22 protein-coding genes are annotated in these 25,045 nt (G+C 66.0%); 4 read left to right on the top strand and 18 right to left on the bottom strand.

Annotated elements, in window-relative coordinates:
* Positions 1-90: 90 nt before the first annotated feature.
* The 5 genes from ligA to lpxC form a co-directional block, all read right to left on the bottom strand.
* Positions 91-2,442 carry an NAD-dependent DNA ligase LigA gene (ligA, locus tag ACW17U_RS05065; RefSeq protein ID WP_492055081.1) on the bottom strand — a complete coding sequence of 784 codons (2,352 nt, stop codon included), beginning with the start codon at positions 2,440-2,442 and terminating at the stop codon, positions 91-93.
* A 91-nt stretch (positions 2,443-2,533) separates the two neighbouring features.
* A complete protein-coding gene (locus ACW17U_RS05060; protein ID WP_492055080.1) occupies positions 2,534-3,802 on the bottom strand; it encodes an NRAMP family divalent metal transporter in 1,269 nt (422 codons plus the stop codon).
* Between the two features lie 271 nt (positions 3,803-4,073).
* Positions 4,074-5,771, bottom strand: coding sequence for a DNA repair protein RecN (gene recN, locus ACW17U_RS05055; RefSeq protein ID WP_492055079.1), 1,698 nt, complete (start codon positions 5,769-5,771; stop codon positions 4,074-4,076).
* A 156-nt stretch (positions 5,772-5,927) separates the two neighbouring features.
* A complete protein-coding gene (locus tag ACW17U_RS05050) occupies positions 5,928-6,845 on the bottom strand; it encodes an outer membrane protein assembly factor BamD (protein ID WP_062147363.1) in 918 nt (305 codons plus the stop codon).
* A 108-nt stretch (positions 6,846-6,953) separates the two neighbouring features.
* Positions 6,954-7,850, bottom strand: a complete 897-nt coding sequence (lpxC, locus tag ACW17U_RS05045; RefSeq protein WP_062147364.1) for a UDP-3-O-acyl-N-acetylglucosamine deacetylase — start codon at positions 7,848-7,850, stop codon at positions 6,954-6,956.
* A 340-nt stretch (positions 7,851-8,190) separates the two neighbouring features.
* Here lpxC and ACW17U_RS05040 point away from each other — a divergent pair, with 340 nt between their 5' ends.
* Positions 8,191-10,242 (top strand): S9 family peptidase, encoded by a 2,052-nt coding sequence (locus ACW17U_RS05040; RefSeq protein ID WP_492055689.1) that lies wholly within the window; start codon positions 8,191-8,193, stop codon positions 10,240-10,242.
* Positions 10,243-10,361: 119 nt separating this feature from the next.
* Here ACW17U_RS05040 and ACW17U_RS05035 read toward each other — a convergent pair whose 3' ends face one another.
* The 6 genes from ACW17U_RS05035 to yajC form a co-directional block, all read right to left on the bottom strand.
* Positions 10,362-11,075, bottom strand: coding sequence for a squalene/phytoene synthase family protein (locus ACW17U_RS05035; protein ID WP_492055078.1), 714 nt, complete (start codon positions 11,073-11,075; stop codon positions 10,362-10,364).
* Between the two features lie 70 nt (positions 11,076-11,145).
* Positions 11,146-11,757 carry a urate hydroxylase PuuD gene (locus ACW17U_RS05030; protein WP_492055077.1) on the bottom strand — a complete coding sequence of 204 codons (612 nt, stop codon included), beginning with the start codon at positions 11,755-11,757 and terminating at the stop codon, positions 11,146-11,148.
* Between the two features lie 87 nt (positions 11,758-11,844).
* Positions 11,845-12,207 (bottom strand): Mth938-like domain-containing protein, encoded by a 363-nt coding sequence (locus tag ACW17U_RS05025; protein WP_062147367.1) that lies wholly within the window; start codon positions 12,205-12,207, stop codon positions 11,845-11,847.
* A gap of 2 nt (positions 12,208-12,209) precedes the next feature.
* Positions 12,210-13,175, bottom strand: coding sequence for a protein translocase subunit SecF (gene secF / locus ACW17U_RS05020; protein ID WP_236849460.1), 966 nt, complete (start codon positions 13,173-13,175; stop codon positions 12,210-12,212).
* Entirely contained in the window at positions 13,176-14,777 is a 1,602-nt protein-coding gene (gene secD / locus ACW17U_RS05015) for a protein translocase subunit SecD (protein WP_492055076.1), read from the bottom strand.
* Between the two features lie 59 nt (positions 14,778-14,836).
* Positions 14,837-15,145 carry a preprotein translocase subunit YajC gene (gene yajC / locus ACW17U_RS05010; protein WP_084745932.1) on the bottom strand — a complete coding sequence of 103 codons (309 nt, stop codon included), beginning with the start codon at positions 15,143-15,145 and terminating at the stop codon, positions 14,837-14,839.
* A 117-nt stretch (positions 15,146-15,262) separates the two neighbouring features.
* On the opposite strand from yajC, the gene ACW17U_RS05005 reads away from it, so the two are divergent.
* Both ACW17U_RS05005 and ACW17U_RS05000 read left to right on the top strand, forming a co-directional pair.
* The gene (locus ACW17U_RS05005; protein ID WP_492055075.1) at positions 15,263-16,102 is read left to right on the top strand and encodes an ATP-binding protein; all 840 of its coding nucleotides are present in this window, start codon (positions 15,263-15,265) and stop codon (positions 16,100-16,102) included.
* An 811-nt stretch (positions 16,103-16,913) separates the two neighbouring features.
* Complete coding sequence (locus ACW17U_RS05000) at positions 16,914-17,162, top strand: hypothetical protein (RefSeq protein WP_062147382.1); 249 nt, start codon at positions 16,914-16,916, stop codon at positions 17,160-17,162.
* A gap of 40 nt (positions 17,163-17,202) precedes the next feature.
* Here the strand turns inward: ACW17U_RS05000 and dipM are convergent, their stop codons facing one another.
* From dipM to serS, 4 genes are all read right to left on the bottom strand, one after another.
* On the bottom strand, positions 17,203-19,098 hold the full coding sequence (dipM, locus tag ACW17U_RS04995) for a cell division endopeptidase DipM (RefSeq protein ID WP_492055074.1): 1,896 nt from the start codon (positions 19,096-19,098) through the stop codon (positions 17,203-17,205).
* A gap of 98 nt (positions 19,099-19,196) precedes the next feature.
* Entirely contained in the window at positions 19,197-19,856 is a 660-nt protein-coding gene (locus ACW17U_RS04990) for a protein-L-isoaspartate(D-aspartate) O-methyltransferase (RefSeq protein ID WP_062147388.1), read from the bottom strand.
* Entirely contained in the window at positions 19,853-20,647 is a 795-nt protein-coding gene (gene surE / locus ACW17U_RS04985; protein WP_492055073.1) for a 5'/3'-nucleotidase SurE, read from the bottom strand. Before surE ends, ACW17U_RS04990 begins: the two co-directional genes overlap by 4 nt.
* Positions 20,648-20,652: 5 nt before the next feature.
* Positions 20,653-21,948 carry a serine--tRNA ligase gene (gene serS, locus ACW17U_RS04980; RefSeq protein ID WP_492055072.1) on the bottom strand — a complete coding sequence of 432 codons (1,296 nt, stop codon included), beginning with the start codon at positions 21,946-21,948 and terminating at the stop codon, positions 20,653-20,655.
* 363 nt (positions 21,949-22,311) lie between these two features.
* Here serS and ACW17U_RS04975 point away from each other — a divergent pair, with 363 nt between their 5' ends.
* Positions 22,312-22,806, top strand: coding sequence for a hypothetical protein (locus tag ACW17U_RS04975; RefSeq protein WP_166504220.1), 495 nt, complete (start codon positions 22,312-22,314; stop codon positions 22,804-22,806).
* A 374-nt stretch (positions 22,807-23,180) separates the two neighbouring features.
* Here the strand turns inward: ACW17U_RS04975 and tatC are convergent, their stop codons facing one another.
* The 3 genes from tatC to tatA all read right to left on the bottom strand — a co-directional run bounded on the left by tatC (position 23,181) and on the right by tatA (position 24,979).
* The gene (gene tatC, locus ACW17U_RS04970) at positions 23,181-24,080 is read right to left on the bottom strand and encodes a twin-arginine translocase subunit TatC (protein WP_062147398.1); all 900 of its coding nucleotides are present in this window, start codon (positions 24,078-24,080) and stop codon (positions 23,181-23,183) included.
* Positions 24,077-24,673 (bottom strand): Sec-independent protein translocase protein TatB, encoded by a 597-nt coding sequence (gene tatB / locus ACW17U_RS04965; RefSeq protein ID WP_492055071.1) that lies wholly within the window; start codon positions 24,671-24,673, stop codon positions 24,077-24,079. Before tatB ends, tatC begins: the two co-directional genes overlap by 4 nt.
* 90 nt (positions 24,674-24,763) lie before the next feature.
* Positions 24,764-24,979, bottom strand: coding sequence for a twin-arginine translocase TatA/TatE family subunit (gene tatA / locus ACW17U_RS04960; RefSeq protein WP_062147404.1), 216 nt, complete (start codon positions 24,977-24,979; stop codon positions 24,764-24,766).
* Between the last annotated feature and the right edge of the window lie 66 nt (positions 24,980-25,045).

Genomic DNA, 25,045 nt, shown 5'->3' with positions numbered 1-25,045 from the left:
GCTGCGCGTTTGATGACCGATTGCGTGATCACGGCTAAGTCAGCAAGCCCTGAGGCAAATTGAAGGCCAAGACTTTCAGATTTGACCAGCCTAACCGGCCACCATGGCCAGCCACTCATCCTCGGTCATCACCTGGATGCCGAGTTCGGTAGCGGTCTTGAGCTTGGAACCCGCCCCCGGCCCTGCCACCACCAGATCGGTCTTTTTCGACACCGAGGAGGCGACCTTGGCCCCCAGGGCCTCGGCCTGGGCCTTGGCCTCGTCGCGGGTCATCTTCTCCAGAGCGCCGGTGAAGACCACGGTCTTGCCGGCTACGGCGGTGTCGGTCTTGGGCTTGGCCACGGCCTGGATGTCGAGCTGCTCGACCAGGGCAGCGACCTTCTGGCGATTGTGATCCTCGCTGAAGAACCGGGCCAGGGACTGGGCCGCCACGGGCCCGACGCCATCGACAGCGGCCAGGTGCAGATAGTCCTCACCCGGCGCGCCGTTGGCTGCTTCCGCCAGGGCCTGGGCAAAGGCGTCCCAGGTTCCGTAGCGCTCGGTCAGGGCGGCGCGGGCCGGCTTGGTCAGCTTGGGCACGGCATGACCGATCTTGATCTCCAGGCTCTCGGCCTGCGGCCACGGATCGGCCTTCAGCCCGCCTTTTCCGACCTCGACCAGCAGGTCCAGCGCCTTGGGCCCGACGCCGGGCGCGGTGGAAAGCTCCAGATAGGTCGCAGTCGGCAGGCCCGTGGCGGCGGCCTCGGCGGCGGCCTGCAGGTCAGCGAAGGTGTCGAAGTGGCGAGCCAGAACGGTCGAGGTGGTCTCGCCGATGTCCCGCATGCCCAGACCATAGATCACCCGGTCAAGGCCGATGGTGCGCCGCGCCTCGATGCCCTTGACCAGATTGGCCACCGAGGTCTCGCCATAGCCGTCGCGGGTGCGCAGAGCGTCCAGCTTTTCCGCATCTCGAGCCAGGCGGAAGATGTCGGCGGGCTCCTTGATCCAGCCCTCGTCAAAGAAGGCCTGCAGTTGCTTCTCGCCCAGGCCCTCGATGTCGAAGGCCCGGCGCGACACGAAGTGGCGCAGGTGCTCCACCCGCTGGAACGGACAGGCAAACTCACCCGTGCAGCGGCGCACGACGGACTCGGTCCCCGAGGCATTGGTCTCGCGGGCCAGAGGCGTCTTGAGCGGACACGGGCAGGCGTGGGGGAATTCATAGGCCGGCGGCGCGGGATCCGGTCGCGCTTCCAGCGCCACCTCGACGATCTGCGGGATCACGTCGCCGGCCCTCTGGATCACCACGGTGTCGCCCACCCGCACGTCCAGTCGGGCGATCTCGTCGCCATTGTGCAGGGTGGCGTTGGTCACAGAGACGCCGCCGACGGTCACCGGCTTCAGCCGGGCGACCGGCGTGATCGCCCCGGTCCGGCCCACCTGCAGGTCGATGGCCTCAAGGATGGTGCGGGCCTTCTGGGCCGGGAACTTGCGGGCGATGGCCCAGCGCGGCGAGCGCGAGACAAAACCCAGGCGCCTTTGCCGGTCCAGGTCGTCGACCTTGTAGACGACGCCGTCGATGTCGAAATCCAGGGTCGGTCGCAGGGTCTCGAAGGCGGCATAGATGTCGAGCAGGCCCTGGGCATTCTCCACCCGTTTGGCCGGCGGGGCCGTGGTCACGAAACCCCACGCTTCGAGCTGGGCCAGGGCCTCCCACTGGCTGCCGGCGAAGCTGTCGCTGACCAGGCCCCAGGCATAGCCGAAGAACCGCAGCGGGCGTTGGGCGCTGATCTTCGGATCGATCTGGCGCAAGGAGCCGGCCGCGAAGTTGCGGGGATTGGCATAGGTGCGCTGACCTGCGGCCTCGGCGGCGGCATTGAAGGCGGCGAAAGCAGCCAGTTCGACATAGACCTCGCCGCGCACCTCGATCACCTCGGGCCAGCCCGAGCCCTTCAGGCGATGGGGAATGTCGGCGATGGTCCGCAGATTGGCGGTGACGTCCTCGCCCACGCGGCCATCGCCCCGGGTTGCGCCCTGGACCAGCACCCCCTTCTCGTACCGGAGAGAGGCCGACAGGCCATCGATCTTGGGTTCGGCCGTATAGGCGACAGTCTCGTCCGCCGACAGCTTCAGGAACCGCCGGATCCGCGCATCGAACTCGGTCGCCTCGTCATTGGAGAAGGCGTTGTCGAGGCTCAGCATCGGTACACCGTGCTCAACCGGCGAGAACTGATCGGCCCGTGCCGCTCCGACCGACATCGACGGCGAGTTCTCCCGGATCAGATGCGGAAAGCGGGTCTCGATATCGAGGTTGCGACGCTTGAGCGCATCATACTCGGCGTCGCTGATCGTGGGCGCGTCCTGCTGGTGATAGCGCAGGTCGTGCTCGGCCAGATCATCGGCCAGTCGGGCCAGTTCGCTGGCAGCCTCGGTCTCGGACAGGTCGGCGACGGGGATCAGGGTCACGGGCGAATCCGGCTTGAGGGGTGTCGCCGGGATTTTAGCCGATGCCGGCGCAAAACGCTCCTTCCGGCGCACGCCAGCCTGTTCGTTAGACCTAGAGTGCCGTTACAAAGAAGATCACCGTCGCGGCAGTCATGACCGCCGTCGCGGCCCATCCCAGGGCCGTCTCGCCATTGGACAGGGTGAGCCGGCCCATGGCCCTGGGATTGCGAACGATCAGCATCATCACCGCCATCAGGGGCGCAGCCAGAACGCCGTTGACCACGGCGGCCCAGTAGAGCGCGCGGGCCGGATCGATCCCGATGTAGTTGAGCGACGCCCCAAGCAAGGTGGTCACGGCGATCGTGGCGTAGAACAGGCGCGCGCGCTTGGGCTTGGCGTCGAGGCTGCCGGCCACGCCGACCATCTCGGTCACGGCATAGGCCGCTGATCCCGCCAGCACCGGCACGGCGAGCAGGCCCGTGCCGATAATGCCCACCGCGAACAGCGCGAAGGCAAACGGTCCGGCAATGGGTTTCAGCGCCTCGGCCGCCTGGGCCGATGTGGTGATGGTGGTGATCCCGTGCGCGTGAAGGGTCGCGGCGGTGGCAAAGACGATCGCCAGCGAGACCAGCGTGCTGAAGGACATGCCCACCAGCGTGTCGGCACGGATGCGCCGCAGCTCCGGGCCAGCCTCCCTGGGGGTGATGCACAGGGGTTTGGCGTGATGGCGGTGCTGCTCCTCGATCTCCTGGCCGGCCTGCCAGAAGAACAGATAGGGGCTGATGGTCGTGCCGAGGATCGCTACGAAGGCGGTCGCATAGGCTGCGTTCCACTGGATCTCAGGAACGACCAGGGCCAGCAGGGCCTGGCCCCAGGGCACACCCGCAACCATCACCACGGCGAAGTAGCTGAGCAGGGACAGGGTGGTCCACTTCAGCACGGCTGCGTAACGGGCATAGTCCAGGAAGACTTCGACCACGACGCAGAACACGCCGAACAGCAGCGTATAGAGGGCACTAGGGCCACCGGTCAGCAGCGACAGGGCCGCGCCCATCGCACTCAGATCCGCGCCAAGATTGATGATGTTGGCGACCAGCAACAGCAGGACGACGCCAATCAGCAAGGGGCGTGGGTAATGGCGGCGCAGGTTGCGGGCTATGCCGCCCCCGGAGACCCGGCCGATCTCGGCGGCGACCTGCTGAATGACGGCGAGCAGGGGAAAGCTGAGAACGAAGGTCCAGGCCAGGCCATAGCCAAACTCGGCGCCAACCTGGCTGTGGGTGCCGATGCCGCTGGGGTCATCATCCGCCGCGCCGGTGATCAGCCCCGGGCCCAGCTGGGCGAAAAACCGTTTCAGTCGAGAGGGTTTGGTCTTGCTCACAGCCAAGCTGTAGAGCGCCGCAACCTCATTACCTTGATCCTGATCAAGGGAAGTTCAGCCCGTGACGCTGCGCCGGAACTCTCAGGCTATTACGCGTCAGCCCTGACGCAGGCTCCGAAGCCCTTCCCTTCCCTTCCCTTCCCTCGCCTCGCCGTGCCGAGCGCGCCGTCAGGATGAGCGCTGTTTCATCGCCGGAACCTGCAAAGGCCTCATCTTGAGCTTGTCGAAAGACGAGACTGTCGCGTCAGAGCGATCAGTATGTCTGCAGATCCTAGCTGATCAGCGCTCGAGCCGCCGCGCGCGCCGCCTCAGTGACCTCAGCGCCGGATAGCATGCGAGCAATTTCTTCCTCGCGCTGACCGGGCGACAGGGGCTCGACGCGGGTACGGATCGCCTGATCGTCGCCGGACTTGGCGATCCGCCAGTGGGCGTCGCCGCGAGCCGCAACCTGAGCCGAATGGGTCACCACCAGCACCTGTGCATTCTCGGCCAGACGCTTGAGCCGCTGCCCCACGGCGTCCGCCACCGCTCCGCCGACGCCCTGGTCGACTTCGTCGAAAATCATCAGCGGTTGGGGACCCGACCCGCGCCCGGCCAGGGCCGCCTTCAGCGCCAGGGCGAAACGCGCCAGCTCGCCACCGGAGGCGATGGCTTCCATCGGGCCGAAGGGGGCCCCGGGATTGGTTGAAATCTCGAAGGCCACCCGATCCATGCCGGTCGGACCGACCCGGTCCTCCGGCAGAGGCTCGACCGCCACCCGGAACCTGGCCTTGTCCAGTTTCAGCGGTGCCAGCTCGGCCTCGACCGCCACGGCAAGGCGATCACCGGCGGCCAGACGCTCGGCCGTCAGGGCTTCGGCCGCGAAGATGTAGCCATCGCGGGCCGAGGCGGCTTCGTCCTCGGCGGCCTTCAGCGCCTCGCTTGAGGTCTCGATGGCCTGCAGGCGGGTCGCGAACTCGGCGCGCAGGGACGGCAGGTTTTCGGTGGCGACATTCAGCTTGCGGGCCATAGCGCGCAGGGCGAACAGGCGCTCCTCGGTCTTTTCCAGCCGGTCAGGTTCGAACTCGAAGCTCTCGGCCACGGCGTCGATGGCAGCGCTGGCCTCCTGGGCCTCGACCAAGGCCCGGTCGACGGCATCGCAGGCGGCCGTCAGGCGGGTCATGGCCGCGCCGTCCGCTGGAGCCCCGGCGTGCAGGGCCCGTTCGCGCGCCCGCTCCAGGGCGCGGAAGGCCTGGGCCAGCTTGCCGGACAGGGCATCACCGCCGAGGGCATCCTGGGCCGAGGCGATATCGGCCAGGGCCTTTTCGGCTGAACCCAGCAGGGCGCGTTCCTCGGCCAGGGCGGTTTCCTCGCCTTCACGAGGGTCGAGACGATCCAGCTCGGCCAGGCGAAGGGTCAGCTCTTCGGTCTCGGCAGCGGCCTGATTGGCCAGGGCACGAAGGGCCTCGGCCTTCTCGCGCGCCGCCCGCCAGCCGCTCCAGGCCGAGGCTACGGCCGAGACCGCGACCCCGCCAAAGGTATCCAGCAGGGTGCGGTGGGTGCGTGGATCCAGCAGGCCGACCGTTTCGTGCTGGCCGTGCACCTCGAGCAGCAGGGCACCCAGATCCTTGAGCACGCCGACACTGGTGGCCTGGTCATTGACAAAGGCCCGGGACCGGCCGTCCGGCGACAGTTGGCGACGCAGGACCAGATCCTCGTCGCGGCCGTAGTCCAGCCCCTTGTCGTCCAGATAGGCAAAGGCGGGGTGGTCGGCCGGCAGGGCGAAGATGGCAGTGGCCGAGGCCTGGCCCGTCGCGCCGCGTCGCACGAGGCCGGCGTCGGCCCTTGCGCCGGTGGCGAGGCCCAGGGCGTCGAGGATGATCGATTTTCCGGCCCCGGTTTCACCGGTCAGGGCCGTCAGCCCCGGACCAATGGCCAGATCCAGGCTCTCGATGAGCACGACGTCGCGAATGGAGAGGCCAATCAGCATGTCGCGGAGAATCGCGCAGAATCAGCGTTTCTCAAAGCGCTCAGACGCCCTGATGTTCAGCTTGTGTTCCGAAAGGCGCGCGCCCGGTCCGGCTGGAGCCCCATCCAACCTGACGGCTTCATCAGGGGCGGACGATAAGGGCTCTAAAACAGAAGCCTAGAGCCCGAGCGCGCCGCGGACGCCGCCCTTACCGGCCGGCTTTTCACCGGGAGGAGCCAGGGTGGCGTTCTTGTCGCGCACCAGGCGGTCCAGCAGGTTCTTCTTGGCACCGGGAGTCAGAGGCTCGACGGCGGGCTTGAGACCGGCGTCGTTCAGGAGCTTGTAGGCGTCCATGTACCAGCGATCGCCGGGGAAGTTGAAGCCCAGTACCGCGCCGTTGCGCTTGGCCTCTTCGGTCAGGCCGAGCGTCAGATAGGACTCCACAAGGCGGTAGAGCGCCTCGGGGGTGTGGGACGTGGTCTGGTGACGGTCGATCACCGTCTTGAAGCGGCCGATGGCGGCCAGGGCCTGACCCTGGCGCAGATAGTAGCGCCCGATCGCCATTTCCTTGCCGGCCAGCTGGTCATTGACCATGTCGATCTTCAGGCGGGCGTCCTGGGCATATTCGCTGGACGGATAGCGCTGCACGACGTCCCGCAGAGAGGCCAGGGCCTGCTCGGTGGCCGCCTGGTCGCGATTCACGTCGACGATCTGCTCGAAATAGCAAACGGCCTTCAGATAGTAGGCGTAGGAGGCCGACGGATTGCCGGGATAGAGCGAGATGAAGCGGTCGGCGTCGCCGATGGCGTCATTGTACTGGTTGCCCTGATAATGGGCGAAGCCGGTCATCAGGATCGAGCGGCGCGACCACTCCGAATAGGGATGCTGGCGTTCGACTTCGCGGAAGTAGTCGACGGCCTCGTTCCAGCTGCCGCGATCCAGCCGGTCAGCACCGGTGGCGTAAAGCAGCTCCACCGGCCGCTCTTCATAGACCAGGGTCGGCTTCTTGGCCTTGCCGGCGCAGCCCGCGACCGTGACGGAGACGAGAACGGCGGCGAGGACGACGGCCGAACGACCCGGGAATTTAAGAAGCACGGACTATCACCCTCGAAGCAAACGCGCGCCTCAGCGCCGTGCAAGGCTTCTACACCACGCCGCCAAGGGCGCAAATGCGAAGGCCGACAACGCCGGTCGCGCTTTTCTTTAGACAGCCTCGGCCAGTTCCAGCGCGTGGGTGCGCAGGCGCCAGGCGCGCGGCTGGGCCAGCAACGCCCGAACCACGGCGTTATTGAGGCCGTGACCGGCCAGAACCCCTTCAAAGCGGCCGATGATCGGCGCACCCAGCACATAGAGGTCGCCGACCGCGTCCAGAGCCTTGTGGCGGACGAACTCGTCGGGACGGCGCAGACCTTCGGGATTGAGAACGCGATCGCCGTCGATGACGACGGCATTGTCCATCGAACCGCCCCGCGCCAGACCGATGGCACGCAGGGCCTCGACGTCACGGACGAAGCCAAAGGTGCGGCAGTTCGACAGCTCCGACCGGAAGGACTCTTCGTCCACAGTCAGATCGACGCGCTGGCGGCCGATGGCCTTGCTACCGAAGGCGATCTCGAAGGCCACCTCGAAGCGATCCGACGGGGTCAGGCTGGCGACCTTGTCGCCCTCCTCCACGCGGATCGGCTCCAGGATCTCGATATATTTGCGGGCGGCTTCCTGCCGGCGGCGGCCGGCGCGGTCCAGGACCTGCACGAAAGGCTCGGACGAGCCATCCATGATCGGGACCTCAGGACCGTCCAGTTCAACGATGCAATTGTCGATCGACAGGGCCGCCAGGGCCGCCATCAGGTGCTCGATGGTCGAGACCCGAACATCGTCGGCATTATTGATCACGGTGCCCAGCTGGGTCTGACAGACGGCATCCGGCTTGACCGGAACCCGGTTGTCCAGATCGTGGACATCGGTGCGCAGGAACACGATCCCGGTGTCGATCCCGCCGGGCCGCACGGCGACACGGACATGCTCGCCCGTGTGCAGGCCGATCCCCGCAAAGATCACCGGTCCTGCGACCGTGTGCTGAAAATACGCCGAAGCCGACACGAAAGACCCTTGTAACTCTACTCATGGGCGGTTCACGGGCGGTCCTTTGACCGCTCTATGCCCTGTGTACCATTTAGGGACGATGCCGCAGTGCGGCAAAGCAAGTCCTGTTTCGGATTGTTACCTTCCAAGCCTTTGTAATCGTGACGATTTTTTGACACAAATTCGCCACATCCTTTTCTTGGGCGGCGGACGATCGTCCAGGATGATCTTTCGCCCTCCCTGCTGGCCTCGCGTGCAAGCCAGGGATAGGCTGACCGCTTCCGTCCGGTAGAAAAAGGCCAGAACCTTGCGTTTCAAGATCAACAGTTTGCGTTTGGCGGCTTCGGCCCTGGCCCTGATGGTGACCCTGGACGGTGCGGCCCTCGCGGCCGGCGCGCCGGAACCCGTAAAGCGGCAGGTCTTCACCGCCAAGGACATGGCCAGCCTCAACCGCCTGAGCGATCCCCGCGTGTCGCCGGACGGGCGTTATGTCCTGTACTCGGTCCGGACGATGAATTTTGAGGCCAACAAGGCCTCGATGTCGCTGTGGATCGCCGATCTGAAGGCCAGGACCCCACCGCAGCGCCTGGCGATTTCGGACGGCGGGGCCAGCAGCGGCCGCTGGAGCAGCGACGGCCAGTCGATCTATTTCCTGTCCGGCCGCGCCAGCGGGACCGACCAGGTGTTCCGCACCGACGTGGCGGGTCAGACTGCCGTGCAGGTAACCCGGACGCCGTTTGATGTTCAGGCCTTCAAGGTGTCGCCGAACGGCAAGACCGTCGTCGTCGGCCTGGCCGTGTTCCCGGACTGCCCGGACCTGGGCTGCACCGAGGCCCGCCTCGCCGCCAAGGCTGCATCCAAGGCGACGGGCGTCGTCTATGATCGCCTGTTCGTCCGCCACTGGGATACCTGGGACAACGGAACCCAGAACCACCTGTTCGCCTATGCGCTCGACGACAAGGGCGTGGCGACCGGGACGCCCGTCGACCTGATGAAGGGCTTCGACGGCGACAGCCCCACCAAGCCGTTCGGCGGCGACGAAGACTTTGTCATCACCCCGGAGCAGGACGGCGTCGCCTTCACAGCCAAGCTGGCCGGCAAGGACGAGGCCTGGAGCACCAACTACGACTTCTGGGTCGCCAAGTTCGATGGCTCGGAGCCGATCAGCAATCGCACCGCCGCCAACAAGGCCTGGGACACGGCTCCCGTACCGTCGCCGGATGGCAAGTTTGCCGTCTATCGCGCCATGAGCCGTCCAGGCTTCGAGGCTGACCGCTTCCGCATCATGATCCGCGACCGGACCACCGAGCAGGACCGCGAGCTGGCCCCGGACTGGGACCGTTCGGCTGACGCCGTCGCCTGGAGCGCGGACGGCAAGACGATCTATGCCACCGCCTTCGATGTGGGCCAGGCCAAGCTGTTCGCGATCGACGTCAAGTCCGGCAAGGTCACGGCCCTGACCGGCGCCGGCCATGTCAGCGCCTTCGATGTCGGACCGCAGGGCCTGGTCTATGCCCAGGACTCCCTGAAAAGCCCGTCGGAGCTCTTCCTGCTGCCGCCCAAGGGACCTGCGGTCAAGATCGCCAGCGTCAGCGCCGAGGCCCTGAAGAGCGTCGCCTGGGGCGAACCCGAGCAGTTCAACTTCAAGGGCTGGAATGACGAAACCGTCCACGGCTTCGTCGTCAAGCCGGCCAATTTCGATCCGGCCCGCAAGTATCCGGTGGCCTTCCTGATCCATGGCGGGCCCCAGAGTTCGTTCGGCAATGCCTGGAGCTATCGCTGGAACCCGCAGGTCTATGCCAATGCCGGCTATGCCGTGGTGATGATCGATTTCCACGGCTCCACGGGCTACGGCCAGGCCTTCACCGACTCGATCAGCCAGCACTGGGGCGATCGTCCGCTGGAGGACCTGCAGAAGGGCTGGAGCCACGCCCTCAAGGCCTACAGCTTCCTGGACGGCGACCGGGCCTGCGCCCTGGGAGCTTCCTATGGCGGCTACATGATCAACTGGATCGCCGGCAACTGGAACGAGCCCTGGAAGTGCCTGGTCAATCACGACGGCATCTTCGACACCCGCTTCATGGGCTATGCGACCGAGGAGCTGTGGTTCACCGAGTGGGACAACGGCGGCACCCCCTGGGAGCCGAACACGACCTTCACGAAGTTCAATCCGGCTGACCACGTGGCCAAATGGACCAAGCCGACCTTGGTCGTGCAGGGACAGCTCGACTATCGCGTGCCGCTCGAGCAGGGGCTCTCGACCTTCACCGCCCTGCAGCGCAAGGGCGTGCCCAGCAAGCTGCTGTACTTCCCCAATGAGAACCACTGGGTCCTGAAGGCCCAGAACTCGGTGCAGTGGCACAAGGAAGTGCTGGACTGGCTGAACACCTGGACGGCCGAGAAGAAATAGTCCGCCTAGAGCGTTTTCCGATAAGTGTGAAACGGTTATCGGATCGAAAAACGCTCTAAACTTTTGATTTAGAGCCCTTTTCACCCGACCCTGATGAAGCCATCAGGTCGGAAAGGGCTCTAGACCCGGCCCGTCGCCACCGACCAGGTGAGGCGGGCCTTTTTCTCCAGCTCACCCGGGTCGCGTTCCCGGGCATAGGGACCGGCCAGGGCCGCCGTTGCAATCGCCGGGAAGGCGGCGACGGGCAGGCCCCTCACCTCGCGGCGAGCGGCTTTCAGCTGCTCTGCCACCCGCCGGGCCAGGTCGACCGGCGTCCACGCTTCCGGCAGGCGCGACCGTCCCGCCTGTTTCAACCGCCATAGACCGGCCAGGCCATAGGCGCGGGCCGCGCCCTTGACGGCGTGCGGGTCGGCGGACGCCTCCAGCCGCCGGGCGGCCAGCACGGCCAGGGCTCCGGCGGTGGCGTCGATATAGGCAAGCACCCTGCCCTCGTCTTCCGGCGGGACCTCGTCAAGATCGGCGAACCGGGCCTCGGCCATGGCGGCCAGGGCCAGGGGGTCGATGCCCGAGGCCGCGAGGGCCTCGACATTGGGATGCTTGCGCGGGGCCTTGCCGGCCGCGAGCTCATCCATGGCCTCACGCCACCAGGTCAGGCGGATCTCGCCCATCAGGGCGTTGGAGACCCCGCCGGCCACCCGGGCCAGCTCGTAATTGAACGCATAGAGCGCGATCACATCGGCCCGCGCTGCGGGGTCGGCGATGAAGCGGCTGGCCAGCCAGCGGTCGGGATCGACGCGGCGGACGAGATCGTCGAGGGTTTCGGTGTCGGCCATGGGTCTTCAAACGAGAAAGGGCCCGCCGATTCCCCGGCGGGCCCTCCCCTTACACGATTTTGGTCGGGGTTTAGCCGAACAGCGTCTGGTTCATCGTCATGGTGGCCAGCATCGGGATGCTGAGCAGGGTGTTGGTGCGCGAGAACAGCATGGCCAGTCGGGCCGACTTGGCCTTGGCGTCTGCATCGGCCTCGACGATGCCGAGCGCGATCTTCTGGTTGGGCCAGATAAAGACCCAGACATTGAAGAACATCACGGTCGCCAGCCACATGCCCACGCCGATGAAGGTGTAGCGCGCGTCGACGTCGGGCGAGTAACCGCCGGCCAAGCCCAGGGTCGCGGCCTCGAACAGATAGTTGCGGCTCATGGCGAGGATCACGCCCATGACCCAGGTGGCTAGGGCTGCCCAGCGGAACCAGAACAGGGCTTCAGGCGCGATGTACTTGCTGACCGCCGGCTTCAGCTCGGCCGGGATCTGCGGCATGACGCGGATCTGCACGAAGTTGAAATAGTAAAGCAGCCCGATCCACAGGATGCCGAAGAACACGTGCATGAAGCGGAACACTGCTTCGAAGAAGACCAGGCCGCCACCGGCATGCATGTAGTAGCCAACGGCCATCACGACTGACAGCAGGACGCTGACGATGATGGTGTTGCGGAAGTTCGCGAGAAGTCCGGACATCCAAGTTCCCCCTAAGAACCCAAGAAATTTGACGGCAAGCTATAGGCCGGATCGAAGAGTCGGGCAAAGCCCGGAAAACAACGCTTTCTAGACGGCGATCAGGGCCGCCGCCAGCCGCCGGCCTTCGCTGGCCAGGACATTATAGGTTCGGGCCGCCGCCTCGGTGCTCATGAATTCGAGGCCGATACCCGCCGCCTTCAGGGCATCGCGGACATCACGGGGCGGCAGGGCATTGACCAGCCCCCCGCCCAGCAGCACGAACTCGACCGCGCCGCCGGCAGCGAAGACCTCGACGAAGTCGTCGGGGGTCAGGGCCGCCAGGGCCGAGGCCGACCAGGCCCGCGGCTTGTCATCGATGACCAGCAGTGAGCCCGGATGCCAGAGGCCGGAGACGCGGAAGCCGCCGCCGCCCCAGGCGTCGATCGAGGGCGGACGGCGCGGTTCAGCCATGATCAGGGACGCGAGGCCGCGCCGAGCTTGATCGGCGTCGCCTCTTCGTCGCCGCGCTTGACGCCCCACAGCAGGATGATCGGCGCGCCGACATAGATCGACGAATAGGTGCCGACGGCGATGCCGAAGATCATCACGACCGAGAAGCCAAACAGCGCCTCGCCGCCGAACACCGCCAGACCCGCCAGGGCCATGATGGCCGTGACGCCGGTGATGATGGTGCGCGACAGGGTTTCATTAATCGAGAGGTCAATCACCTCGCCGAGCGGCATCTTCTTGTACTTGCGCAGGTTTTCGCGCAGGCGGTCGAACACGACGACGGTATCGTTCATCGAGTAGCCGATCACGGTCAGCAGGGCCGCGACCGTATTGAGGCTGAACTCGATCTTGAACAGCACGATGAAGCCGAAGGTCAGGATCAGGTCGTGCAGCAGACCCGCAACCGCGCCAAGGCCAAACTGCGGCTCGAAGCGGAACCAGATGTAGAGGAACATCAGGCCGATCGCGAGTGCCAGGGCGATGATGCCGCTGCGGAACAGTTCGCCCGAAACCTTGGGGCCGACCGCAGAGGGATTGATGAACTGCACAGGGTCGCCCAGTGACTGGCGCAGGGCGTTCTTGGCATTGGTCAGGGTGACGCCGGCGTCGCCGCCTGCGGGGGTCTGGAACCGCACCAGGGCGCGGTCGACGGCACCGAAGGCCTGCACCTGAACATCGCCCAGACCCTGGGCTTCAAGCGTAGAGCGCACCTTGGCCAGATCGACCGCGCGGGGCGCAGTCGAGACTTCCATGACGGAACCGCCCTTGAAGTCGATGCCCAGGTTCAGCCCGGGCTTGAAGACGCCGATCAGGGAGGCGACCACCAGGACCGCGCTGATCAGCGCCATCAGGCGTGCGAACTTGACGAAGGTGAAGTTGGTTTTCTGCGGGAGCAGCTTGATCAGGGGCCAGGCCATGGGTGCGCTCACTCAGATCGGAAGTTTCTTGGGGCGGGCGGCGCGGAACCACCAGCCGATGAGAAGCTGGCTGACCAGCACGGCGGTGAACACCGAGGTGAACACGCCGATCGACAGGGTCCAGGCAAAGCCGCGAACCGGGCCGGCACCGAAGGCAAACATGATGCCTGCCGCCACCAGGGTGGTGACATTGGCGTCGATGATCGTGCTCATGGCACGAGAGAAGCCGGCGTCGGCGGCCATGATTGCCGATCTGCCGGCCCGGGCCTCGTCGCGCATCCGCTCATAGATCAGCACGTTGGCGTCCACGGCCACCGCCAGGGTCAGGATCAGACCGGCGATGCCGGGAAGGGTCAGGGTGGCCTGGGTGATCGACATGGCCGCCACGATCATCGTGCAGTTGATCACCAGGGCGATGACCGAGATGCCGCCAAACAGCAGGCCATAGGACAGCAGCATGAACACGACGATGGTGATGAAGGCCACAAGGGTGGAGATTGCCCCGGCCTTGACGGCGTCGGCGCCCAGTTCGGCTCCGACCGTGCGCTGTTCTTCAACGTTCAGCGGTGCGGGCAGAGCGCCCGACCGCAGCAGCAGGGCCAGTTCCGAAGCGCTCTCCGGCGTGAAATTGCCGGTGATGATCCCGGAACCACCCGTGATGGCACCATTGATGACCGGTGCCGAGATGATCTTGGCGTCCAGGACGATGGCGAACTTCTTGCCGACGTTGCGGGCCGTGGCATCGCCGAACTTGCGTGCGCCCTGGCCGTTGAAATTGAACGAGACGACAGGATTGCCGCTCTGGGAATCGAAGGTCTGGCGGGAATCGGTCAGTTCGTCGCCCGACACCACGGCCCGCTTGCGCACGACATAGGCCGGAACATAGCCGTCCTCGCTGGGCAGCATTTCAGAACCCGGCGGGATGCGGCCGGCCGCCATGTCCTCGGGGGTGACGCTCTCGTCGACCATCTGGAAGGTCAGCTTGGCGGTCTTGCCGATCACCGCCTTCAGCTTTTCGGGATCGCTTTCGCCGGCCGCCTGGATGACGATCCGGTCGAGGCCCTGACGGGTGATGGTCGGTTCCTTGGTGCCCAGGCTGTCGATGCGGCGACGGATGGTCTCGATCGACTGCTCCACGGCCATGGCCGCGTCGGCCTTGGCGGCCTCGGGGACGAAGCTGATCTCCAGCAGCTGGTTGTCGCGGGTGGCGACCGAGATGTCGCGACCGCCCACCGCGCCGACCAGGGGCGAGCCCACCGACTGCCGCAGCAGGTTGGCGGCTTCATCGACCTTGGCGGCGTCGGTAATGCGCACGCTGATCACGCCGCCGGCTTCGCGCAGGTCGCCAAAGGCGATCTGCTCGCCCCGCAGGCTGGTGCGAACGTCTTCGACCAGATTGGTCAGGCGTTCGCGACGCAGCGCGGCCGTGTCGACCTCCATCAGCAGATAGGAGCCGCCCTGGAGATCGAGACCCAGGTTGAGCTTCTGCTTGGGAACCCAGCCGGGCAGAGCGTCGAGCGTTCTTTGCGGCAGAAGGTTCGGCAGGGTGAAGACAAGGCCGAAGATCACCGACAGGGTGACGACGATGATCTTCCAGCGGGACAGTGTCAGCATGGATTAAAGGCTCTGGACGACGCCTTGCGGCGTCTGTGGTCGGCGGACGATCTAGGTGATCAGCTCTTGGGGTCGTTGGCCGGGGCGGGTTCGCCCTTGGCGCGGACTTCGGTGATCATGCCCTTCACCACCTTGACGGTGACGCCCTGAGCGATCTCGAGACCGACTTCCTTGTCCTCGACCCGCACGATCTTGCCCAGCACGCCGCTGGACAGAACGACATTGTCGCCGCGCTTCAGATTGGACAGCATCAGCTGATGTTCCTTGGCCCGCTTCTGTTGCGGGCGGATCAGCATGAAATAGAACAGCACCACCATCAGGAGGATGGGGGCAATTTGCATAAGCTGCGCGCTCAGGCCACCGGACATAACGTCTCCAAGAATTTCTGCGGTCGGGACACCCATATAGGGTCTCGCCAAGTCGGCGGAAGCTATGCGTTCACCTGCTGTTTTGCAATGACGGCGCGGCAAGGTTAGGACCGGCCCATGATCGATGCCCAAAATGCCCTGCTCACCCGGATCGCCAACGCCCTTGAACGGCTGGCACCGGCCGCGAAAACCCCGCCGGATTTCAGCGGCGGACGCCTTTTTCGGCATGACTGCGCGCGTGACGCCTTCGTCGCCGCCCCGGATTATCCGATGGCCCTGGACCTGCTGGTCGGGGTCGAGCGGCAGAAGGACCGGTTCGTCGAGAACCTGAACCGCTTCGCCACCGGCCTGCCGTGCAACCACGTTTTGTTGTGGGGCGTGCGCGGTACAGGCAAGAGTTCGCTGACCAAGGCCGCCTTCATGGCGGTCTGTCGGGACCACGCCGATCTGAAGCTGATCGAGATCGATCGCGACGAAATCGCCGCCCTGCCGCCGTTGTTTGATCTGCTACGCACGCGGGCCGAGCGCTTTGTGGTGCTGTGCGACGACCTGTCGTTCGAGGACGGCGCAGCGGCCGCCAAGGCCCTGAAGTCGGCCCTGGAGGGCGGCGTGGCCGGCCCGCCGGAAAATGTCCTGTTCGTCGCCACCTCCAACCGCCGTCATCTGATGCCGCGCGACCATGTCGAGACCCAGGGTGCCATTGCCGCCGCCGAGAACGCTGAAGAGGAGATGAGCGTCTCCGACCGCTTCGGTCTGTGGATCGGCTTTCCGCCCATGGATCAGGCGACCTATCTGCAGGCGATCCGCGCCTATGCCGAACGCTTCGACCTGGTGGTCGAGAACCTCGACCGCAGGGCCCTGCAATGGTCGCAGCTGCGCGGCGCGCGCTCGGGCCGCGTGGCCTGGCAGTTCATCCGCGATCTGGCCGGGGAGCTGGGCAAGGGGCTGCCGGCTTAGCGGCCAGGCCCTGGACATGGCCGCGCGCCCTCGCGCTTGGGCTGCGAGGGTGATGGAAAGGGTCGCGGAGCGTCCGGACAACGTCCGGATGATTGGATAGAGTAACCGTCTCGACGAAGCCGACCGCTCCGCGTCACCGTTATCCGCCAGCCTCCCGCCAGGTGGCCCTGTTGAGGCCTTACCGGGACCCGGATCGCGCCGTTTCCAGCGCGTTCCGGCGGTCGAAGAGGACGGGCTTACAGCCAGACACGCCCTTTTGCCTTCAACCACGCCGACGGCGGGCGGGTCTGGCCAGCAACCAGATCCCCGGACACGCTTCAGTATCCCCCTGAAGCCCAGTCCCGCTCGATCACCCCCCGACGCCGCAATGGTCGCTGGCCCTGCGCCCTTTCCCCGCGACGAGGTGGGTTGATTATGCGGCAGGTTTCAGCGCGTCGGATTGGCGCGATGGTTGTTTTTTCAGAGCGTTGATTTCGCACGGATTTGTTCGAAACCGAAACGGGAATTAGGGCAGTTCATCCCCGCACTTGCCCCCTACGGATCGCTTCGCGATCGTCTTCCCCCGGAGGGGGAAGATGAAGGGCGACGATCTCATCTTCCCCCCGCAGGGGGGGAGGACGACCTGCGTAGCAGGTCAGGAGGGGGCCTGCGGCGTTAGCCGGAAGGCACTCCACCCTTCGCGCCGAACGGAGCCAGCCTGAAATCTCACGGCGCGACGGAACGAAGGGGCCAGGGGACAAGTCCCGGGATCGCAAGACACCGCTCGCCGCTTGGTTTATAATCGGGCAGGAAATCAACCCGGAGAGTCCCCATGGCCAAGCCGTGGTTTCGGACAAAGTCATACGGCTTCGGCGCGGGCCTGCCGTGCAGTTGGGAAGGCTGGGTGGTGCTGGTGGCCTTCATAGCCGCAATGATCGGCCTGTCTGCCCTGCCCGCGCCCCTCGTCCAGGCGCATCCCTGGCTGACTGTCAGCCTGCATCTGGGACTGATCGCCGGCGTCGTCGTGCTGGTCTGGAAAAAGAGCGACAAGCCCTGGGGCTGGCGCTGGGGCGACGAGTAGCCGAACGGCCCGCCTCTTGCGAAGCGGGCCGTCCTTTATTCTAGCGCGGCAGGAGCAGGGCCGGATCGACCGGGCGAGCCTTATCCTTGACCGTCGGCGCATAGCGCATCTCGAAGTGCAGCTGGGGCTCATTGACCCCGCCGGTCGAACCGACCGTACCGAGCTGCTGCCCCTTGACGACCTGCTGACGCATCTTGACGTCGGTCGAGCCGAGATGGGCATAGGCCGTGACCCAGCCGTCGGCATGCTTGACCAGCACCAGATTGCCGAAGGTCGGCACCTGGTTGCCGGCATAGGCGATCTCGCCATCGGCCGAGGCCACGACCGGCGCGCCGGCATTAGCGCGGATGTTCAGGCCGTCATTGCGCTGGCCGGTGCCCTTGACCCCGAAGTCGGAGATGATCTCACCCCGCAGCGGCCAGGAGAACTTGCCCTTGCCCGAGGCAATGATCTCGGCCTCGGTCGGGGCGGCGCTGCTCTCGATGATCGGACGGGCCGGCAGCGAGGGCGGCGGATTGACCGGCAGGGCCGCGACCGGAGCGCTGGGACGCGGCGTCGCCGGGCCGGGACGGTAGGGAATCGGCGCCGACGGCGTCGTCACGGTGGATTCGCCTGTCGTCGGAGCCTGGGCCACCGTCGATCCGGCCGCCGGCCGGGTTGAGGTGGTGGTCGTCTTGATCGGGCCCTTGTCCTTGTAGCCGTCGGGCAGGACGATCTTCTGCCCCTTCTTCAGGGTGGCGGTGACCTTCAGGTCGTTCTCGGCGGCCAGGGCCTTGGGCGTGACATTGAAGCGCTTGGCGATGGCGGTCAGGGTGTCGCCGGTCTGGGCGACATAGGCCTTGGCCGTGGTGGCCGGGCCCTTGACCTTCGCACCCAGCCTCAGGGCCTTGTCGGGATTGAGATCATTGGCCTCGGCCAGGTCGCTGACGCTCATGTCGAAGCGCCGGGCGATCGCCGTCAGGGTGTCGCCAGACTTCACCGTATAGACCTGACGCGGTCCGGCCACCGTGACCACCGCTCCCGTCACACTGGTCGTGGTCGTGGTGGTCGTGACGCTGGCCGGGGTCACCGAAGGGCTCGCCGCCGGGGTGGAAACGGGGGGCGGGGCGGCCTGGGTGGTGGTCGCAGGACGCGACGTCTCCGCCGGACGGACGGCAGGCGGCGTCGAGGCACCGGCAAGCGTCGTCACCGGGGTGCTGGACGGCGGGGCAGCGACGGCGGTCTTGGTCGGACCCTTGTCCTTGAAGCCGTCGGGCAGAAGCAGCTTCTGGCCCTTCTTGATCGCCGCGCCGGCCTTGAGGTCGTTCTCCTCGGCCAGGGCGGCGGCTGTGACGGAAAAGCGCTTGGCGATGGCGAACATCGTGTCGCCCGACTGCACGATATAGGCCTTGGACTTCGGACCGGCCGGCCCGACGATCTTCTGGCCCAGTTTCAGGCGGTAGGGCTTCTCCAGGTCGTTGAGCTTGACCAGTTCGGCGCGGGTCGTACCGAAGCCACGGGCGATCGCGTCCAGGGCGTCGCCGGATTCCACGATCCGCATCTGCGGCTTACCGGGCACGTCCACCACCGGGCCGGCCACCGTGGTCACGATGATCGGGGCAGCGGGCCGGATCTGGGCCGGAGGCGGGGGCGGCGGCGGGGGCGGCGGCGGCGGCGGAAGCTCGGCCCGGGTCACCGGCGGTTCGCTATAGGTCGGCGGTGCCGGCTCGACCGGGATCGGCTCGCGGCGGATGACTTCCGGGGCCGACGGGCGCGTATCGAGCGGCTCGGCGGCCGGTGCCTGGGTGATCGGGAAATTGGGGGTCTGGGCCCTGGGAGCCGGTCCGCCCGGCTGGCCGTCGCGCGCGGGATATTGCGGTCCCCCGGTCGACTCGCAGGCCGCGAGGGTTCCAGCCGTCAGGGCGATCACCGCCGCGCGCGTCCACAACTGCCTCATAGCCTCTCCTTTCCTCACAAGTCGTCCAGACGCCCCTGTGAGGGTAAATCAATCATTAACCGCAAGGACGCCGCACAGGCCGCGCCCCCATTCCCGCTTCACTGGTCGCGGGCCACGCCGTCGAGCAGCGGCACAAACCGCACGTCGCACAGCACCTCGACCTTGAAACCGCCCTTGCCGTCACCGGCATAGCGCCGAAGGCTCTGAACCGGCCCCTTCCCGATCGGCGCCACGAGGACACCATTGGGCTTGAGCTGGGACAAAAGGCGTTTCGGATCATCTTCGGCGGCGGCCGTGACCATAATACGGTCAAACGGCGCCTGTTCGGCCCAGCCTTCGCCACCATCCCCGAACTTGGTGATGACATTGGTCAGGCCAAGCCGGGCGAAACGCGCCTCGGCCTCCTTCATCAGGGTCCGGTAGCGCTCGATCGTATAGACCAGCCGCGAAACATGGCTGAGGACGGTAGTCTGGTAGCCCGACCCTGTGCCGATCTCGAGCACACGCGAGCGCGGCTCGATGGTCAGGGCCTGGGTCATCAGGCCGACAATATAGGGCTGGCTGATGGTCTGGCCGCAGGCGATCGGCAGGGCCGAGTCCTCCCAGGAGCGCGCCTTGAACAGATCGGGCGTGAACAGATCCCGCGGCGTCTTCTCGATGGCCGCCAAAACCTGGGGATCGGTGATGCCCTGATCGCGCAGGGCCTGCATCAGGAGGGGCAGATCGGTGGTGGGCGCGATCTTGGCCTTGCCGCTCATCCGCGCCCTCCGGCCTTGGGCGGCGCGCCGCCCAGAACCCCCTTCAGGGCATGGACGGTTTCATTGTGCGTGAGATCGATATGGAGGGGCGTGACCGAAATCCGGCCCTCATAGACCGCCTTGAGGTCGGTGCCGTCCTTGGGCTTTGACGGCGTGGCGGTGAACCCCATCCAGTAGTAGTCGCGGCCCCGAAGGTCCGTGCGCTTGTCCCAGTGGCGCAGGTGGCCGTCGCGGAAGCCCTGGCGCGTGACCTCGACCGCCGTCACCTGTTCCGGCGGCAGGGCCGGGAAATTGACGTTCATGATCACGTCGGCGGGCCAGCCCACCTCCAGCAGGCGCTGGATGATCCCCGGACCAAAGGTCTCGGCGGTCTCCCAGTGGGCGACGACCTCATCATGAAAATAGTTCATGGCCTGGGACAGGGCGATCGAGCGGATGCCCAGGGCCATGCCCTCGATGGCACCGGCCACCGTGCCCGACAGGGTGACATCCTCGGCGATGTTCTGGCCGCGATTGACCCCCGACAGCACCAGATCCGGCGCAGGACCGTCGATCAGCTGCTGGACGGCCATCATCACGCAGTCGGTGGGCGTGCCCTCGACGGCGAAGCGGCGATCATCCAGACGGCGCACGCGCAGCGGATCGGCCAGGGTCAGGGCCCGGCTGGCCCCCGACTGCTCGTATTCCGGCGCGCAGATCCAGATGTCGTCGCTCAGGGCGCGGGCGATCTTCTCCAGCGCAACGAGGCCGGGGGCATGGATGCCGTCGTCGTTGGTGAGCAGAATGCGCATGCGGCTCAGGCCTGACCGCCGAGGTGGGTGATGCCGCCCATATAGGGCAACAGCACCTCCGGAACGGTGATGACGCCGTTTTCGTCCTGATAGTTCTCCAGCACGGCCACCAGGGTGCGGCCGACCGCCAGGCCCGAACCGTTCAGGGTGTGGACGTACTGCGTGCCCTTCTCGCCGGCCTTGCGGAACCGGGCGTCCATGCGCCGGGCCTGGAAGTCGCCGCAGTTCGAGCAGGAGCTGATCTCGCGGAAAGTGTTCTGCGACGGCAGCCAGACCTCGAGGTCATAGGTCTTGCGAGCCCCGAAGCCCATGTCGCCGGTACACAGCAGCATGGTTCGGAACGGTAGCTTCAGGGCCTTCAGCACTGCTTCGGCGCAACCGACCATGCGTTCGTGCTCGGCCTCGCTCTGGTCAGGCGTCGTGATCGAGACCAGCTCGACCTTGTAGAACTGGTGCTGGCGGATCATGCCGCGCGTGTCGCGACCCGAAGCGCCGGCCTCGGAGCGGAAGCTGGGCGTCAGGGCCGTCATCCGCAGGGGCAGAGCGGCCTCGTCGGTGATCTGCTCGCGGACGATATTGGTCAGGGAGACCTCGGCCGTGGGGATCAGCCAGTGCTCGGCTGTGGTCCGGAACAGGTCTTCAGCAAACTTCGGCAGCTGTCCGGTGCCGTAGAGCGCCTCGTCCTTGACCAGCAGCGGAGGGCTGACCTCGATATAGTCATGCTGCACCGTCTGCAGGTCGAGCATGAACTGGCCTAGCGCCCGTTCCAGCCGGGCGATCTGGCCCTTGAGCACCACAAAGCGCGCACCGCTCATGCGGGCGGCGGCTTCGAAGTCCATGCCGCCCAGGGCCGCGCCCAGGTCGACGTGATCCTTCGGGGCGTTCAGGCGACCCGCGGGCAGGGTCGAGGCATCGCCCCAACGGCGGATCTCGATATTGCCCGCCTCATCCTCGCCGGGCGGCACGTCGTGGGCCGGGATGTTGGGCAGGCTGGCCAGCAGGTCCTTGAGCTGGCTACCGGCCTCGGCTTCCAGCACGGCGGCCTCGGCCATCAGGGCTTTCAGGGTCTCGACCTCGGCCATCAGGGTCTGGGCCTGGGCCTCGTCCTTCTGGGCCTTGGCCATGCCGATGCGCTTGGAGGCCTCGTTGCGCTTGGCCTGGCTTTCCTGCAGCGCGGTCTGGGCGGCGCGCAGCTGGGCGTCCAGCCTGACCGCTTCAGCGGCCGCGCCCGACCGCCCCTTGGCCGACCAGGCGGCTTCAAAGGCTTCAGGATTGTCGCGGATGGCCTTGATGTCGTGCATCGGAAGCGGGCTCGAGGAGTGGCTTAGAGAAGCGCCCTCTCTAAGGCGCGTCGGCTGAGGTGCCAACCTTTTCAGGGGGGCATGGCGTCACGGATTCGTCGCCAACTGCCATGTTGTCCCGAGACCACCAGCTGCGACAACAAGTCGCACCCAGAAATCACAGCGACAGATTGGCGCACCTTAAGAACAGATAGGAATACTTTCAAAAGCAGTTTTCAAGAACGTCGTTATCGCAAAGATGAATCTACCCACTATACCTTCAATAATTCACGTTAACTTTGTTTTTGAACTCCAATTTAAGGTGAAGCTGAGAAACCTAGATCCAAGTACGCAGAACCGCGTTTTCTCCCCTCAATATACAGGATGTACACCTTGAAGAAGTTCGCAGCCCTCGCCGCCATCGTCACCGTCTCGGCCGCCATCGCCGCCCCCGCCAGCGCCGCCAACCTCGTGCGCGTCTCGCTCGCCGGCAAGACCAGCGTCCAGATCAGCAACGAGATCAAGGCCGCCGCCGAAGCCGTGTGCGCCAACGAGAAGTCTGTCTCGGTCGCCGCCTGCATCGAATCCACGACCATCGACGCAAACCGCCAGCTGGCCTCCCTGCAGAAGGCCCGCACCGGTGCCACGAAGGTCGCCACGACTCAGGAAGCCGTGACCATCGTACGCGTCTCGGTGAAGGGTAAGTCGACCGACCAGATCCATGCCGAGATCCGCGCCGCCGCCGAAGCGGTCTGCAAGGCCTCCAAGGACTTCGCCAACCGCAATGAATATCAGGCCTGCGTCGGCGGCACCGTCCGCGCCGCCAAGGCCCAGCTGCAAGCCATGAACAACCAGCCCAAGCAACTGGCTGCCATGTAAGCTTGACGCTTCACGGCGCCTGAACAGGCCCCGGAAACCAGAAGGCCTCCGCTCTTTCCAGGGCGGAGGCTTTTTTGTTGGGTCATCCAGCGACTGTTCCCCGGTGGGCCCAACGCCCAGATCGATTGCGGGCCGGCGGCTCGAACAGACCTCACACCCGGATCAGCGCCCTGCACCACGGCCGGAGGCCGGACGGCGCAATAGCGCACGGGACAAGGCCGTGAGGACGGTGGCCGCCACGGCTCGAAAACCTCGTCCTTCAACAGGTTCAGGAACAGGTTTTCGTACGCGCGGTGCAAGCGCGCCATGATTGAGGGCTTGTCGAAAGCCGAGCGCCAGCCCCGCCGAGGGATCAGGCTCGCCGCCCTCTGACCCTAGACCGGGACGATCTCGTTGCGCTTCTTCTCGTCCCGCGCCTTGCCGCGCTCAATCAGCCAGACGCACCAGATGCCGATTTCGTAGAGCAGGCACATCGGGATGGCCAGGGTCAGCTGGCTGATCGGATCGGGCGGGGTCAGGATGGCCGCCGCGATAAACACGCCGACGATCGCATAGCGGCGGCCCTCGCGCAGGAGCTTGCTGGAAATGATCCCGGCCAGGCCCAGAAGCGACACCACCACAGGCAGCTGGAAACAGAGGCCAAAGGCCAGCAGCAGCGAGGTCACCAGGGTCAGATAGTCGCTGACCTTGGGCAGAAGCTGGATCGAGATGCCGGCCGTAGAGACCTGCTGGCTCAGCGAGAACCACAGCACGAACGGCAGCATGATATAATAGACCAGCGCCGCGCCGAGGGTGAACATCAGGGGCGAGGCCAGCAGAAACGGCAGGAAGGCCCCGCGCTCATTCTTGTAGAGGCCCGGCGCAACGAACCGGTAGAGCTGCCAGGCCAGGACCGGAAAGGTCAGGACCACCGCGCCGAAGCCCGCCAGCTTGATCTTGGTGAAAAAGAACTCCAGGGCCGCCGTATAGACGAGGTCGAGCGCCTTGGTCGAACCGGTCGGGATGTCCTTGAGACCGACCAGGGCCAGCAGCAGATCGAACGGACCGTGCTTGCCGCCGGAATGCTGGGCCGCCAGCAGCTGCTGGGCCACGGTGAAGGGTTTGACCAGGAACAGGAAGATCTGGTCGGCATAGGCGAAGCAGACGCCGAAACCGACGAACAGCGCAATCACACAGATGATCAGGCGCATGCGCAGCTCGACCAGATGGTCCAGCAGCGGGGCACGCGAGGCTTCGATCTCGTCTTCGGGCTGATGGCCGATCGCTTCGGTCACGAGACGATATCCGATGCGGTTGAGCCGCCGGCCTTGACGGCCTTGCGGCGCGGGGCGCGAGCCGCCTTGGGAGCCTCGACCACGACCTCGGCCTTTGGCGCGCGCTTGCGGGGCGCAGCCTTGGCGACCGGGGGCTCAACCACGGCCTGGGTCTTGGCGGCGCGCGGCTTGCGGGGCTTGGCGACGGGCGGTTCTGTCGCGGTATGGGGGGGCAGGATCGAGGGTTCGCTGACGGCACCGATCGGCTGGTAGCCGGCATGGGGCGAAACCTGGACGGCCCCGCTGCTCAGACTGGCGTCGATGTCGGCAAAGACCTGGTCGACGCCGACGTCCTTGGCCTGGTCGGCCGCTTCGCGCAGGGGCGAGGCATACTGGCCCGACCGCATGGCCTCGACCTCACGACGCAGGTCGTCGAGTTCGGACTGGCGAGCCATTTCGTCGAAGCTGGCGCGAAATTCTGACGCCATGCCGCGCATCTTGCCGACGAACTGGCCCAGCTTGCGGAGCAGCATGGGCAGATCCTTCGGACCCACCACGATCAGGGCGACCGCAGCGATGACCAGAAGTTCCGAGCCGCCGATATCAGGAAGCATTGACGCGCCTTAGTGCGACGCGGGCCTTGGCCCGCTGTCGCGAAGTGAAGGGGACGCGCGCGGCGGGGTTCGCCAGCGCGCCCGGGGTTCTTACGACTTTTCTTTTTCGGCTTCGGTGCGCGGCAGCGCGCCGGTGGCCTTGCTGTCAGCGCTCTCGCTGCTGGTGTCGTCCTTCAGGCCGTCCTTGAAGGCGCGAATGCCCTTGGCGGCATCGCCCATGATTCCCGACAGCTTGCCACGGCCACCGAACAGCAGGGCGACAACCCCAAGCACGATCACCCAGTGAATCCAGCTCATGCTACCCATAGCGACCATGCTCCTTGCGACAGCGGCCCATTAGCCGCTGCGGCGTGTCGTTACAATCTCTCAGAC

The sequence above is a fragment of the Caulobacter sp. AVps16 genome (assembly GCF_058681455.1).
This window is presented reverse-complemented; position numbering and strand designations above follow the sequence as displayed.

Excerpts from the sequence above, each read along its gene's own strand:
- recN (WP_492055079.1), bottom strand. The coding sequence starts at position 5,771 with ATGCTGATTGGCCTCTCCATTCGCGACGTCGTGCTCATCGAGAGCCTG.
- ACW17U_RS05040 (WP_492055689.1), top strand. The coding sequence starts at position 8,191 with ATGGTGACCCTGGACGGTGCGGCCCTCGCGGCCGGCGCGCCGGAACCC.
- ACW17U_RS05035 (WP_492055078.1), bottom strand. The coding sequence starts at position 11,075 with ATGGCCGACACCGAAACCCTCGACGATCTCGTCCGCCGCGTCGATCCC.
- ACW17U_RS05030 (WP_492055077.1), bottom strand. The coding sequence starts at position 11,757 with ATGTCCGGACTTCTCGCGAACTTCCGCAACACCATCATCGTCAGCGTC.
- ACW17U_RS05025 (WP_062147367.1), bottom strand. The coding sequence starts at position 12,207 with ATGGCTGAACCGCGCCGTCCGCCCTCGATCGACGCCTGGGGCGGCGGC.
- secD (WP_492055076.1), bottom strand. The coding sequence starts at position 14,777 with ATGCTGACACTGTCCCGCTGGAAGATCATCGTCGTCACCCTGTCGGTG.
- yajC (WP_084745932.1), bottom strand. The coding sequence starts at position 15,145 with ATGTCCGGTGGCCTGAGCGCGCAGCTTATGCAAATTGCCCCCATCCTC.
- ACW17U_RS05005 (WP_492055075.1), top strand. The coding sequence starts at position 15,263 with ATGATCGATGCCCAAAATGCCCTGCTCACCCGGATCGCCAACGCCCTT.
- ACW17U_RS05000 (WP_062147382.1), top strand. The coding sequence starts at position 16,914 with ATGGCCAAGCCGTGGTTTCGGACAAAGTCATACGGCTTCGGCGCGGGC.
- dipM (WP_492055074.1), bottom strand. The coding sequence starts at position 19,098 with ATGAGGCAGTTGTGGACGCGCGCGGCGGTGATCGCCCTGACGGCTGGA.
- ACW17U_RS04990 (WP_062147388.1), bottom strand. The coding sequence starts at position 19,856 with ATGAGCGGCAAGGCCAAGATCGCGCCCACCACCGATCTGCCCCTCCTG.
- surE (WP_492055073.1), bottom strand. The coding sequence starts at position 20,647 with ATGCGCATTCTGCTCACCAACGACGACGGCATCCATGCCCCCGGCCTC.
- serS (WP_492055072.1), bottom strand. The coding sequence starts at position 21,948 with ATGCACGACATCAAGGCCATCCGCGACAATCCTGAAGCCTTTGAAGCC.
- ACW17U_RS04975 (WP_166504220.1), top strand. The coding sequence starts at position 22,312 with ATGTACACCTTGAAGAAGTTCGCAGCCCTCGCCGCCATCGTCACCGTC.
- tatB (WP_492055071.1), bottom strand. The coding sequence starts at position 24,673 with ATGCTTCCTGATATCGGCGGCTCGGAACTTCTGGTCATCGCTGCGGTC.
- tatA (WP_062147404.1), bottom strand. The coding sequence starts at position 24,979 with ATGGGTAGCATGAGCTGGATTCACTGGGTGATCGTGCTTGGGGTTGTC.